The 13818-nt window shown below is 74.2% G+C and carries 4 protein-coding genes; all 4 read left to right on the top strand.

Annotated features, from left to right (window positions below; translation table 11 throughout):
* Positions 1-4: 4 nt before the first annotated feature.
* The 4 genes from ACFVUH_RS29490 to ACFVUH_RS29475 are packed head-to-tail and all read left to right on the top strand — an operon-like array spanning position 5 to position 13775.
* On the top strand, positions 5-7576 hold the full coding sequence (locus ACFVUH_RS29490) for a cytochrome P450 (RefSeq protein ID WP_387916353.1): 7572 nt from the start codon (positions 5-7) through the stop codon (positions 7574-7576).
* Positions 7577-7584: 8 nt separating this feature from the next.
* The gene (locus ACFVUH_RS29485) at positions 7585-10119 is read left to right on the top strand and encodes a KR domain-containing protein (RefSeq protein WP_387916351.1); all 2535 of its coding nucleotides are present in this window, start codon (positions 7585-7587) and stop codon (positions 10117-10119) included.
* 51 nt (positions 10120-10170) lie between these two features.
* The gene (locus ACFVUH_RS29480; protein ID WP_387916349.1) at positions 10171-11577 is read left to right on the top strand and encodes a flavin-containing monooxygenase; all 1407 of its coding nucleotides are present in this window, start codon (positions 10171-10173) and stop codon (positions 11575-11577) included.
* Complete coding sequence (locus ACFVUH_RS29475) at positions 11574-13775, top strand: MMPL family transporter (protein ID WP_387916347.1); 2202 nt, start codon at positions 11574-11576, stop codon at positions 13773-13775. Before ACFVUH_RS29480 ends, ACFVUH_RS29475 begins: the two co-directional genes overlap by 4 nt.
* The last annotated feature ends 43 nt before the right edge of the window (positions 13776-13818 follow it).

Raw genomic sequence — 13818 nt, 5'->3', positions numbered from 1 at the left:
GCCGGTGTCCGGGGAACTCGAGGGAAGGATCGCCCTGGTCACCGGAGGGGCGCGGAACGTCGGCAAGGCGATCGCCAAGCGGCTCGCCGCCGACGGCGCGCTGGTCGTCATCAACCACCTGCGCTCTCCCGGGCCCGCCCGGGAGAGCGCCGCGGAGATCGAGCGGGCCGGCGGCCGGGCGCACGTCATCCGTGCGTCGGTCGCTGTCCGCGGCCAGGTCGACCGCATGTTCGACGAGATCGAGCAGCGCTTCGGCGGGCTCGACGTCCTCGTCAACAACGCTGCCGACGGCGCGCTGGTGCCGGGCGAGGAGGTCACCGAGCAGCTGCTCGACCGGGCGCTGAACACCAACCTCAAGGGCGGGCTGGCGTGCGCCCGGCGGGCCGCCGCGCTGATGGCGCGGCGGGGCGGGGGCAGCATCGTCAACGTCTCCACGCTGGGCGGCGGCCGGTTCGTGATGGCCAACTACCTGGCCTGCGGGCCGGCGAAGGCCGCGGTGGAGGCGATGACCCGCTATCTGGCCGTCGACTACGCCCGCGACGGGATCCGGGTCAACACGGCGGCGGCCGGCCTGCTCCGCAGCGAGGTCGTGGGGCTGTTCCCGGATGCCGAGCGGATGCAGCGCGCCACCATCGAGGCCACCCCGATGGGGCGGCTCGGCCACCCGGAGGAGCTGGCCGAGGTGGTGGCCTTCCTGGCCTCGCCGCGGTCGAGCTGGATCACCGGCCAGGTGATCCTGGCGGACGGCGGGCTGTCCACGGGGCAGGCGCTGCTGTCGCCGCCGCGCGCGCTGGTGGACCCGGTCCCGCCGACGGTCCCGGTGGCGGAGGAGGAAGCGGAGAGGGAGACAGAGAGGGAGACAGAGAGGGAGAGGGCGAGGGCCGTGGAGCCGGGGCAGGGGCGGGGGCGGGCCGAGGAGGACGACGACGAGATCGCCATCGTCGGCATGGGCATCGTGGTGCCCGGCGCCAACGACCTCGACGAGTACTGGCACGAACTGATGCACGGCGCCGAGCGGTTCGTCGAGATCCCGGCCGACCGGTGGGACAACGACAGGTTCCACTCGGCCGACTGGCGCGACGAGGACAAGACCTACTCCAAGCGCTCCGCCTTCATCACCGACTTCGTGCCGCACCCCCGACTGGCCCGCGAGCTGGCCGAGGCGGGGACCGGCCCGGACGCGGTCGAGTCGACCACGCTGTGGCTGCGGCACTCGCTGCTGCAGGCCATGGAAGGCGTCGGACGCCGTCCCGAGGACCGGTGCTCGTTCCTGGTCGGCTACACCGCCGACGGCAGCCAGCACCTGGAGGAGGCGACCGTCCGGGCCGGTGTGCTCGGCCGGATGGCGCCGATCCTGGACGGGCTGGGCCTGTTGGAGGCGGACCGCGCCGCCGCGCTCGCCACCGTCGAGCGCCGGCTGGCCGAGCACTACCCGCGCAGCGGGCCCGACCCGCTGCGGTTCTTCCCGCACCGGGTCGGGCTCAACGCGATGCGCGGCGTGCTGCCGCCGTCCGCCGAGCTGCTGCTCGTGGACACCGCCTGCTCGTCCTCGCTCTACGCGGTGGACCTCGGCCTCAAGGGGCTGCTGGAGGGGCGGCACGACATCGCGGTCTGCGGCGGTTCGTTCGCCGTGGGCCCGCGCGGTTCGGTCCTGTTCGCCAAGCTCAACGGCCTGTCGGTGAGCGGCGAGGTCCGCTCGCTCGACAAGGACAGCGACGGGGTGCTGTTCTCGGACGGCGCCGCCACCGTCGTGCTCAAGCGGCTGAGCCGGGCGCGCCGGGACGGCGACCGGGTGCTGGCCACCCTGCGCGGCTTCGGCTCGTCCTCGGACGGCAAGGGCAAGGCCGTCTACGCCCCGAGCGCGGCCGGCCAGCAGCTGGCGATCCGGCGCGCGCTCGACCGCCCGGGCATGGACGGGGTGCGGCCGGACTGGATCGTCGCGCACGCCACCGGTACCCCGGCCGGTGACCTGGCGGAGTTCACCACGCTGCGCGAGACGCTGGGCGATCCCGAGTCCGGGCGCGGCCCGGTGGTGGTCACCTCGAACAAGTCCGTGATCGGGCACACCGGTTGGGCAGCCGGCGTGGCCTCGTTGATCGAGGTCGTGCTGGGCTTCCGGCACGAGGTGATCCCGCCGCAGCACCGGTTCACCGGGACCCCGGCGGACTTCGCGATCGGCGGCTCCAACCTGGTGGTGCCGACCGAACCGGTGCCGTGGCCGCGCGGCGGGCGCCGCCGGACCGCCGCCGTCTCCGGCTTCGGCTTCGGCGGCACCAACGCGCACCTGGTGGTCCAGGAGCCGCCGGTCGCGGGAGCGGCGAGGACCGTGCGGCCGGAGCCGCGGCAGGCGCGCCGGCAGCCGCCGCAGCGGATCGCGATCGTGGCGCGGACGGTGCACGTGCCGGGCAGCGGGAGCGCCGACGACCTGGCCGGCCGACTGGGCGAGGCGGGGCCGGAGGACCTGTCCTTCGGCGAGGCCTACCCGCTGCCGTCGTTCCGGCAGGTCCGGATGCCCCCCGGCACGATGCGGGGCATCGACCGCTGCCAGCTGATGATCCTCGAGTGCGCCCACCGGCTGCGCGACGGCCTGGGCTCGTTCTGGGAGGACAACCGCGAGACCACGGGCGTGGTGCTCGGCCACCTGGGGGCGACCCGCAACGCGACGCTCTACGCGATGCGCTGCTACCTGGACGACCTCACCGTCGCGCTCGGGGCAGACCCCGCGCCGGCCGCGGCGCCGTGGCTGCCGCAGGTGCTGGAGCGGCTCGGGGCCGAGGTGCGGCGGCTGGTCCCGCCGTCCAGCGAGGACTCCTTCCCCGGCATGATGCCGAACGTGATCCCGGCCCGGGTCGCCAACTACTTCGACCTCAAGGGTCTCAACATGACGGTCGACACGGGGTTCACCTCGACCCTGAGCGCGATCGACGTGGCCATCCGCTACCTGCGGCAGGGCGAGCTGACGATGGCGCTGGTCGGCGGCATCAACGGCAACAGCACCGACGAGGTGCGCCGGCTGCTGGACGAGGCCCTCGACGGACGCAGCGTCCTGGCCGAGGGCGCCGTCCTGTTCGCCCTGGTGACCGAGGAGACCGCGGCGGCGGCCGGGCTGGAGGTGCTCGGCTACCTGGACACGCCGTCCGCGGAGGAGCCCTCGGCGCCGTCCGTGCCGACCGTCGAGTGCGGCGCCGTGCGCACCGGCCGTGATGCCTGCTACCTGGGCGCCGAGGGGGCGATCGGCATCCTGCAGGTGCTGGGGAGGGAGCCGGCCGAGCGGGACGCGCTGGTGGTCTGCCGCGGTGAGAGCGGCGCGCCCGATCTCACCGTCCGGGTCTCCGCCCCCGGGGCGACCGCCGACCCGGTGCCCGCCCGTCCGGCCGAGGCCGGTACCCGGGTGCCGTCCACCTTCTACGGCGAGCGGCGCTACGGCGACCGGCACCCGCTGCTGATCACCCGGTACGTGCCGGGGCTGACCGCGACGCCGGGCGAGCCGGTCCGCGCCGAGGTGGCGTTCTGGCCCGCGGAGCCCACCATGGTGCTGACCGACCGGCCGCGGACGGTGGCGGCGGCCGGAGCCCCGCCGGGCACCCTGGTGCTGTCCACGGTGCCCGGCGGTCCCGGGGTCCGCCACGTGCCGGACGGCGAGGCGCTCCAGGGGCTGCTGGACGAGGCGGATCCGCAGCGGCGGATCCGGCACATCAGGGTGATCACCGACCTGTCCGGTGCGCGGACGGTCGGCCCGGCGGAGGCGGCGGCGCTCGGCGCCCTGCACGAGCTGGTGTTCCTGACGGTGCGGCAGCGGCACGCGACGCTGGTCGGCGGGGTCGGCGGGGTCGGCGGCGCGAGCTGCGTCGGGCTTTTCCTCGGGGCGATGACCGACCGGACCCCGCACCCGTTCACGGGCATGTTCACCGGCCTGTTCAAGGTGATCCACCTGGAGTACGCGCCGCACTGCCTGACGTACGCGCTGGTCACCGGCGCGCGGGAGGCCGCCACCGGGGTCGCCCAGGCGGGCCGGGAGTCCGCGTACCGGCGCGGGGCGCCGTCGGTCTTCTACGCCGACGGGCGGCGGCTGACCGTCACCCTGGCCGAGGAACCCGGTGAGCTGGTGCCGCCGGGGGAGGCGGCGCTCGGGCCGGACGGCGTCGTGGTCGCGGTCGGCGGCGGGCGCGGCATCACCGCGGAGGTGCTCACCGAGCTCGCCCGGCACTTCCGCCCCCGGGTGTACGTGCTCGGCAGCAACCCGGTGGACTCCCACCCGGCCGAGTACCTGGAGCTCGACGACGAGGCCTTTGCCAAGGGCCGCGCCGACTACATCCGCAAGCAGCTCGCGCTGCGGACCGGCCGCAACCCCGCGCAGCTCAGCCGCGCGTACGAGCGGATCGGCCAGGCGCGGGTGGTCCGGGCCAACCTGCGCCGGATCGCCGGGCACAGCGGCGCGGACGCGGTGCACTACGTGCCCTGCGACGTGACCGACCGCGCGCAGGTGACGGCCGCGATGGACCGGATCCACGCCGAGGCCGGGCGGATCGACCTGCTGGTCAACGCGGCGGGGCTGAACCGCTCGGCGCCGATCGCGACCAAGAGTCCGGCGGAGTTCCGACAGGTGCGCGACCTGAAGGTGCTGGGCTACGCCAACCTCAAGCACGCCCTGCGGGGCCGGCCGCCGCGCGCCTGGTGCAACTTCGGTTCGCTGCTGGGCCTGACCGGTCAGGTGGGCGAGGCCGACTACGCCTCGGGCAACGACTTCCTCGGCTCCGCCGCGACCTACCACCACCAGGTGCTGGGCAGCCACGAGTTCACCGTGGGCTGGACGCTGTGGAGCGAAGCCGGCCTGGGAGCGGATGAGTTGACCAAGGCCTACTTCGAGAAGAGCGGGCTGTACTCCGCGATGAGCACCGCCGAGGGCGTGCACCACTTCATCCGCGAGCTGAACCTGGCCAAGGCCTCGCCGTACACCGTGCACCTCGGTGCGGCGGAGCGCGGGGCGGTGCGGCGGCTGCTGCCCGGACTCCTCGACCCGGGGGCGCCGCAAGCGGTTTCGCCGCTGGACGTGCCCGGCGAGCGGCCGGCCGACGGGGCGGAGCCGGCGCCGCCGTTCTACCTCGGCGAGGTCCTGGAGCGAACGGCGGACGCGGTCCTCTTCGAGCGGGTCTTCGACCTGGAGCGGGACGACTACCTGCGCCACCACCGGGTCGGCGACACACCGACCCTGCCGGGCGCCTTCGTCACCGAGATCGCCTTCGAGGCGGCCTCCTGGCTGGTGCCGGAGCTCAAGGTGTACGCCTTCGAGGACCTGCGCTTCCGGCACTTCCTCAAGGTCCGCGAGACGGACCGGGCCGGGCTGCGCAAGAAGATCCGCGCCGAGGTCGTGGAGCGCCGGGCCGACCTCGGCCAGGCGGTGGTGGCGGTGCGGATCACCCAGGACGTGGTGGCGCCCAACGGCACCGTGCTGGTCGAGGACCGGCCGCACTTCGAGGTGCGGGTACTGCTGGCCGGTGATCTGCCGCAGGCGCCGCACTGGCGGGCGTGGCACCCGGCGGCGGAGACGCCGGTCCCCGATCCGTACCACGTCCAGGGCTCGCCGGTGCGGCTGACCGACCTGTTCGTATCGACCACCGACACCCGGCTGCACCCGGACGGCAGGCGGGCCACCTACAACCTCGAACTTCCCGCCGACCACCGGGTGTTCGGGAGCTTCGGGATCCCGGTGCTGCTCCTCGACGGCCTCGCCCGCACCGGGGTGCTCGCCCTGGTCGACGGCGACCTGGTCCCGCTGGCCGCCCCGCTGGGCATCGGCCGGATCGACGTCTACGAGCACGGCGGCGACGGCGAGGTCGCGCGGCGCTACGGACGGCTCGACCTGTACGCGGTGCTGCCCGACGCGCAGGCCGACGGGCGGGACGCGGGCCGGGGCAACCGCTTCGTCGCGGTCCGGCCGGACGGGCGGGTGCTGCTCCAGATGAAGGACCTGGACTGGACGCTGATGGGCTATCTGGACCGCCGGACCGGCAGGTTCCTGACCACGGCGGAGGCGGCCGGGGCGTCCCCCGCGACCGAGTGCGACGAGGTGGTGGCTCCGACGGGAAAAGCTGAGGCCGGCGCGGCCGGTGGGCCGACGCCGGTGACCACCGACCCCCGGCGCACCACGAACCCGGACGCGGCCACGGTCACGGAGCGGGTGCCCCGCCCGCCCCGCCGCCCCGCGCCGCCCGCGGCCCCACGCCCCGCCCGCCCCGCCCCGGGGCCGCGCGGCCCGTGGACCGTCCCCGGCAACCTGCGGAGGTTCCAGCGCAACGCGCCCGCCCTGTTCACCGAGCTGAACCGGACCTACGGCGACATGGTCAGGCTGCCGCTCGGCTACTTCACCGTCCACCTCAACTACCACCCGGACAACATCCGGTACGTCCTCCAGGACAACAGCCGGAACTACGTCCGCGGCAAGGGCTACGACGCCTTCAGGATCTTCATGGGCACGGGCCTGCTCACCCTCGACGGCGAGGAGTGGAAGCAGCACCGCCGAGTGGTCAACCCGCTGTTCCACCAGGCCGCCGTCGACGGCATGGCGAGCACCATGACCGACTCCACCGCACTCGTCCTCGACCGGTGGGAGCGGAGCGCGCCGGACGGCACCGGCATCGACGTGGTGCCGGAGATGATGGACCTCACCCTCGGCGCCCTCGGCAAGGTCATGTTCGACACCGACCTCCACCCGGTCAGCGACCGGGTGGGGCCGGCGATGGTCACCGCCGTCGAGGCCATGGTCTTCCGCGGCACCCTCGACCAGCTGACCCCCGAGTTCGTGCCGACCCCGTACAACCGGCGGATCCGCCGGGCCCGCCGGGTGCTGCACGAGGTCGTGGACGGCATCGTCGAGGCCCACCGGGCGGGCCGGCACGAGGGGCTGACCGACCTGGTCACCCTGCTGCTGCGGGCACGCGACGAGAGCGGCGGCGAGTGGACCGCGCAGCAGCTCCGGGACGAGATCATGACCGTCTTCATGGCGGGCCACGAGACCACCGGCACCGGCCTGGCCTGGGCGCTGTACGAGCTGGCCGGGAACCCGGAGGCGCAGGAGCGGCTGCACGAGGAGGTCGAGCGGGTGCTCGGCGGGCGCGTGCCCGGCATCGCGGACCTCGAGAACCTCCCGTACACCCGGATGGTCGCCGCCGAGACGCTGCGGCTGCACCCGCCGATCTGGGTGTACCCGCGCGACGCCGTCGGGGAGGACGACGTCAACGGCTGGCACGTCCCGGCCGGCGGCAGCGTCTTCATGGTCCCGTACGTCACCCACCGGCACCCGGACTTCTGGGTCGACCCGGAGCGCTTCGACCCGGAGCGCTTCACCGAACAGAACCGCGCCCGGCAGCCCCGGTACGCCTACTTCCCGTTCGGCGGCGGGCAGCGCAAGTGCGTCGGCAACCGGATGGCGCTGGTGCAGACGCACCTGACGCTCGCCATGGTCGCCCAGCGCTTCCGGCTGCGGCCGGTCCCCGACCACCGGCCGACGCCGGGCACGCTGGTCTCCCTCCGCCCGGTCGACGGCATCCGCCTGGTCGTGGAGCCGAGGAAGCGGTGACCCGCCCGATGACGATCGAGGAACCGGCCGCCCCGGCGCGGGCCCTGGCCGCGCCGGTGGTGGAGTACCCCCAGGACGGATCGGTGCGCCCGGTGCGGCGCCATGTGTGGGAGCCGGTGGAGACCGCCGCGCTCCCGCCGGGCGCCGCCCCCGGGCTGCGCGGACGCTCGATCGCGGTGGTCGGCGGCCGGGAGGCCACCGCCGCCGCGGTCGGCACGGCGCTGACCGCCGCCGGGGCGGCCGTGCACCGGCTCGCCCTGCCCGCGGAGGGGCAGCGGGACGGCTTCACCGAGGCCGCCGAGGCGCTGCACACCGCGGCCGGGCGGATCGACGGCATCGTCGACCTCAATCTGGAGGAGCCCTTCGACGGGGGTGGGACGGACGCCTGGGAGGGGCCGCTGCGGCAGACCTTCGCGCTGCTCCGGGCCTGCTGCGCGGACTGGGTGGCCGAGACCGACGCCGAGCGGCTGTTCTACCTGCCGGTCACCCGGCTGGGCGGCCGGATGGGCTTCGGCCCGGACCGGGTCGAGCAGCCGCTCGGCGGCCTGTGGGCGGGGCTCGCCAAGGGCCTGCCCCGGGAGGTGCCCAACTGCAACATCCGGATCCTCGACCTCACCGCCGAGCACGCGGCGGAGCAGGTCGGCGACCTGGTGAGCCGGGAGCTCTACCGCTGGGGCGCGTTCGAGATCGGCCACCGCGACGGGCGGCGCTACAGCCTGCGGGCCCGCCACGAGCGGCCCGGCCCAGCGGTGCGCGCGCTGCGGCCCAGCGACACCGTGGTGATGTCCGGCGGCGGGCGCGGCATCGGCTTCGCCCTCGCCCGCTCGCTCGCCGAGGACTTCGGCGCCCGGGTCGTGGTGAGCGGCCGAGGCGCGCCGCCCGACGCCGGGGCCACCCCGGCGCTGGCGCTGGACGACCGGGAGTTCCGGCGGTACCGGGACGAGCGGCTGCGCGAGGCGGTGGCCGGGCGCCGGGTGCCGCGGGTCCGCGCCGAACTGGAGGAGCTGGCCCGGCGGCGCGAGCTGTGGACGAACCTCGCCTCGGCCCGCGCGGACGGCCTGCGGATCGACTACGTGCGGTGCGACATCACCGACCCGGAGCAGGCCGCCCGGCTGGTCGACGAGGCCGGCGACCGGCTGGCGGGTGTCGTGCACAACGCGGGCGTGGACGTCCCGGTCCGGCTGCCGGGCAAGACCGGGCAGATCGTCTCACTGGTCGTCCGGGTCAAGGTCGGGGGCTTCCTCAACCTGCTGCGGGCGGTCGAGGGCCGGCCGCCGTCGGTGTTCTTCTGCAGCGTCGGCTCGCTGACCGGCCGCTGGGGCGGCATGGTCGGCCAACTCGACTACGGCGCCGCCAACGAGGCGCTCAGCCGGCTCGGGCTGTGGGCCTCGCAGGACGGCGAGCAGCCCGGCCGGGCGCGCCGCACGCCGGTCTCCACGGTCTGCTGGCCGACCTGGGAACGCCTCGGCATGGTCACCAACTACGAGGCCACCCTGCGCTACATGTCGGCGGTGGACGTCCGCGAGGGCCTGTACCACTGGAAGCGCGAGCTGTTCTCCGGCGGCACCGGTGAGTCGACGTTCATCGGCGACGTCGGCCCGGCGATGCTGCCGTCCGTCCTGCGCGGCTACCGGCAGGACACCGGGCTGCCGGGCATCGAACGGCTGGCCGCCGCCCGGCACTTCCTGGGCGAGCCGGTGCGCTTCCGGCCGCACGGGTCGCTCACCACGGCGCATGTGCTGCGGGCCGGGGAGCTGCCCTGCTGCGACGACTTCCGGGTGGCCGGCGAGCCGGCGCTGCCGGTCTCGCTCTGCCTGGAGTACCTGCGGGCGGCCGGCGACTGGGTGCTGCCGGAGCGGGGCGACGGGCTGCGACTGGTCGAACTGCGCGGCCTGGAGGTGGAGTTGCCGCTGCTGGGAGTGGGCCCCGGGCGGCCGAGGGCCGAGCTGGTGCGGCATGCCGAGGGCGGCCGGTCCGAGGACGGCGGCTGGCGGGTCGCGGTGACGCTGGAGCGGGACGGCCGACGGCTCGCCTCCGCCGAACTGGTGTACCGGGAAGGCGAGTCGGCCGTCGAAGGGGACCTGTCGGCGCCGCCGGGTGCGAGCGGCGCCGAGGAGGTGCTCCCGTTCCCGCGCGGCGGTGCGCTCGGCTGGACCGGGCAGGCCTTCCGGCTGGCCGCCTGGCGGCGGGACGGGGCCACCGGCCGCCCGTACGCCCGGGCGGAGCCGGGCCGGACGGCCGATCTGCTGCTCGCCTCGCCGGCCCCGGGCGCGGCGCTCCCGCTCAACCAGGTGGAGAACGTGCTGCGGGCCGGCTGGCTCGTCCAGGGCGGGGCGGGTGCGGACGCGCGACGGCTCACCGTGGAGCGGCTGCGCGCCGAGCGGTCGGCCGTCGGCGCCGCCGTCCTGCTGACCGGCAGCCCGGACGGCCGGGACTGGACCGGGCACGACCGGACCGGCCACGACCGGACCGGCCGGGGCGTCACCGAGGATCTCCGGCCGCGCCCGCCCGTACTCCGGGTGGCGGGCCTGCGCTACCGCTGACGCCGACCACTCACCGTGCCCGAGGCACGGGGGACACCACCAGGGGGACCGTTGACCACGATCGTCGACCGCTCCGACGCCTACTGCGTCGTGGGCGCCGGGGCGGGTGGCTTGGCCGCCGGAAAGAACCTGCGGGAGTTCGGGTTCGAGTTCGACGTGATCGAGCGCGCGGACGACGTCGGCGGCACCTGGTACGGCGGCAACACCCACAGCGCCGCCTACGACTCGGTCCACCTCATCACCTCCAAGCCCTACATCCAGTACGACGACTTCCCGATCCCGGCGCACTACCCGACCTACCTCGGCCGCGAGCACGCGCACGCCTATCTGCGTTCCTACGCCGAGCACTTCGGCGTCCACGAACGCGTCGAGTTCAGCCGAACGGTGGAATGGATCGAGCGCCGGGACGGCTCGCCCGACTGGCTCGTCACCCTCGACGGGGGCGAAGTGCGCCGGTACGCCGGGGTGGTGATCGCCAACGGCCACAACTGGAGCCCCCGGTACCCGGATTACCCCGGGAAGTTCGACGGCGAGGCGTTCCACTCCTGCGAGTACCGCGACCCGGAGCCGCTGCGCGGCAAGCGGGTGCTGGTGGTCGGCGGCGGGACGTCGGGCTGCGACATCGCCGTGGAGTCCTCGCAGAACGCCGCGTCGACCGCGCTGAGCATCCGCCGCGGCTGCTACTACTGGCCGAAATACCTGTTCGGCATGCCGACGGACGTACTGTACGAGGGCGTACTGAAGTGGCGGATGCCCCGGCCCGTGGTGCGCTTCTTCGGTAGTCTCCTGCTGCGGCTCAACAGCGCCGGACAGCCGGAGCGGTACGGGCTTCCCAAGCCGTCCCACAAGTTGCTCGAGGAGCATTTCGTCATCAACTCGACGCTGCTCTACCAACTGGGCCACGGCGACCTCGTCGCCAAGCCCGACATCGCCGAACTCCTGGGCGATCGGGTGAAGTTCACCGACGGAAGCGAGGAGGCGTACGACGTCATCGTCTACGCCACCGGATACCGGATGGCCGAATTCCCCTTCATCGACCGCAAGCACCTGAACTGGAACGGGCGCACCCCGCAATTGCACCTCGGCGCCTTCCATCCAGAATACGACAACCTTTTCGTCATCGGATATTTCCAGACCTCCACCGGCAATTGGCCGATCATGGATTACCAGTCGCAGCTCATGGCCCGCTATCTGCACCTGCTGCGGACCGACCCGCAGCGGGCCGCCCGGTTCAGGCGGGCCAAGGCCACGCCGATGGCGGCGGCGCAGTTGAACGGCGGCCTCCGGTACTACGACTCCGAGCGGCACTGGCTCCAGGTCGAACACTTCTCCTACCGGGCGCTGCTGCGCAGGCTCGTCCGCCGGATGAACGCCGACCCGCCGGCCACCGAGCGCGGCGGGGTCCCCGCAGAGAAGGCCGACCCGCCGGCGGCGACCCGGCCGAGGAGCCACGCATGATGGACCTGATCGCACGGCTGGCGAACCGGCACGCCCGGCTGATGCTGCTGGGCGCCGTCGCGGTGGCCGCGGCGGCGGCCTTCTTCGGCGCCCCCGTCGTCACCTCGCTGACCGGCGGCAACCCGGACTTCGTCACCCCGGGATCGGGCAGCGCCCGGGCCGAGGAGCGGATCGGTGCGGCCACCGGCATCCGGAGCGACGGCGGCATCATCGCCCTCGTCGACACCGGCGCCCCGGTGGACGACCTGCGCACCCGTGACGAGGTCGCGAAGGTCGCCGACCTGATGTCCGGCGACCCGGTCTTCGCCGATGTCCTGACGTACTACCAGGCGCAGGACCGGGCACTGGTCTCCCGGGACGGCACCCGGACGATCGTGGTCGGCCGGCTCAAGGACGGCGCCGGGGACCACTACCAGGACACCGTCGACCGGCTGTCCGCCGCGCTGGACGGCGACCCGAGTGTCCGGCTGGGCGGCAGCGAGGTGGTCGGCAACCAGGTTGTCAGCACCGTCCAGAACGACCTGGAGCGGGCCGAACTCCTGGCCTTCCCGGTGCTGTTCGTGCTCTCGCTGTGGATCTTCCGCAGCCTGGTGGCCTCCGCGCTGCCCCTGGTCATCGGCGGACTGAACGTCGTCCTCACCCTGCTCGGCCTGCGGCTGGTCGACCGGCTGGTCGCCCCGGTGTCGATCTTCTCGCTCAACCTGGTGACCGCGCTCGGCCTCGGCCTCGCCATCGACTACAGCCTGCTGATCGTCTCCCGCTTCCGGAGCGAGCTGGCGGCCGACCCGGACGTCGGCCGGGCGGTCGAGGCCACCCTGCGCACCGCGGGCCGCACCATCCTGTTCAGTTCGCTGACCGTGAGCGCCGCGATGGCCTCGCTGTTCGTCTTCCGCCAGCGCTTCCTCTACTCGATGGCGGTCGGCGGCCTGCTGGTGTCGGCGTCCGCGCTGCTGGTGGCGCTGCTGGTGCTGCCCACGATGCTGCGGCTGCTCGGCCGGCACATCGACGCCCTCGCCCCGGCCCGCCTGCGCCGTTCGCTGGAGGCTCCGGAGAACACCGACGGCGGCTGGTTCGCGCTGGCCCGCGGCGTGATGCGGGGCGCCCCGCTGGTAGCGATCGGCGCGAGCGCGCTGCTGGTGGTGCTCGGCCTGCCGTTCCTGAAGGTCGCCTTCACCACGGTCGGTCCCGCCTCGCTGCCGGCCGGCGCGAGCAGCCGGGTGGTCGACGACACCCTGCGCGCCGACTTCCCCGCCGATCCGTTGGAGTCCGTGCAGGTCGTCGTCGCCACCGCTGGGGCCGGGGCCGGGGGCGAGGGCGAGGGCGGGGCCGGGGATGGGGACGTCGCGCGGCAGCGGGTGGACGCGCTGCGCGCCGGCATCGCCGCCCTGCCCGGCGCCGCCTCGGTCGCCCCGGCCGCGCAGCTGGACGGTGGCACCTGGCTGCTCCAGGTCACCCCCGAGGAGCCCGGCCTCAGCGGGCGGAGCCAGGCCCTGGTCAAGGATGTGCGCGCGCTCCCCGGGCCGGACGAGGTCCTGGTCGGCGGGCAGACCGCCGGCTACGTCGACCTCAAGGACAGCCTCACCGGCCGGCTCCCGGCCGCCGCGCTGATCGTCCTCCTCACCAGCGTGCTGGTGCTGCTGCTGATGACCGGCTCGCTGGTGCTGCCGCTCAAGGCCGTGCTGATGAACCTGCTCACCCTCGCCGCGACCTTCGGCATCCTGGTCCTCGTCTTCCAATGGGGCCATGGCGCCGGGCTGTTCGGTGCCGACGCGCAGAACGCGCTGGACGCCACCCAGCCGGTGCTGCTGTTCGCGATGGTGTTCGGGCTCTCCACCGACTACGGCGTCTTCCTGCTCGCCCGGATCAAGGAGGCGCGCGACGCCGGGGCCGACGAGACCGAGTCGGTCGCCCAGGGACTCGGCCGCACCGGGCGGGTGGTGACGGCCGCCGCCGTGCTGTTCTGCGTGGCGCTGGGCGCGCTGGCCACCTCGCGGATCGTGTTCATCAAGGAGTTGGGCCTGGGCACCGCGCTGGGCGTGCTGCTGGACGCCACCATCGTCCGGGCCCTGCTGGTGCCCTCGCTGATGCGGCTGCTCGGCCGCTGGAACTGGTGGGCGCCCGCCCCGCTGCGTTGGCTCCACGAGCGCTTCGGGCTGCGCGAGGGTGGGGCGCCGCCGCTGGTCGTCGAGAAGTCGTAGGGTGTTGACGAACCGTCACCACGCGCGACCGTCACACTGAGAC

This window comes from Kitasatospora sp. NPDC058032, assembly GCF_042885845.1.
Classification (GTDB): Bacteria; Actinomycetota; Actinomycetes; order Streptomycetales; family Streptomycetaceae; genus Kitasatospora.
This window is presented reverse-complemented; position numbering and strand designations above follow the sequence as displayed.

What these genes read in the sequence shown, in the direction of transcription:
- ACFVUH_RS29475 (WP_387916347.1), top strand. Translation starts at nt 11,574, where the DNA reads ATGATGGACCTGATCGCACGGCTGGCGAACCGGCACGCCCGGCTGATG.
- ACFVUH_RS29485 (WP_387916351.1), top strand. Translation starts at nt 7,585, where the DNA reads ATGACGATCGAGGAACCGGCCGCCCCGGCGCGGGCCCTGGCCGCGCCG.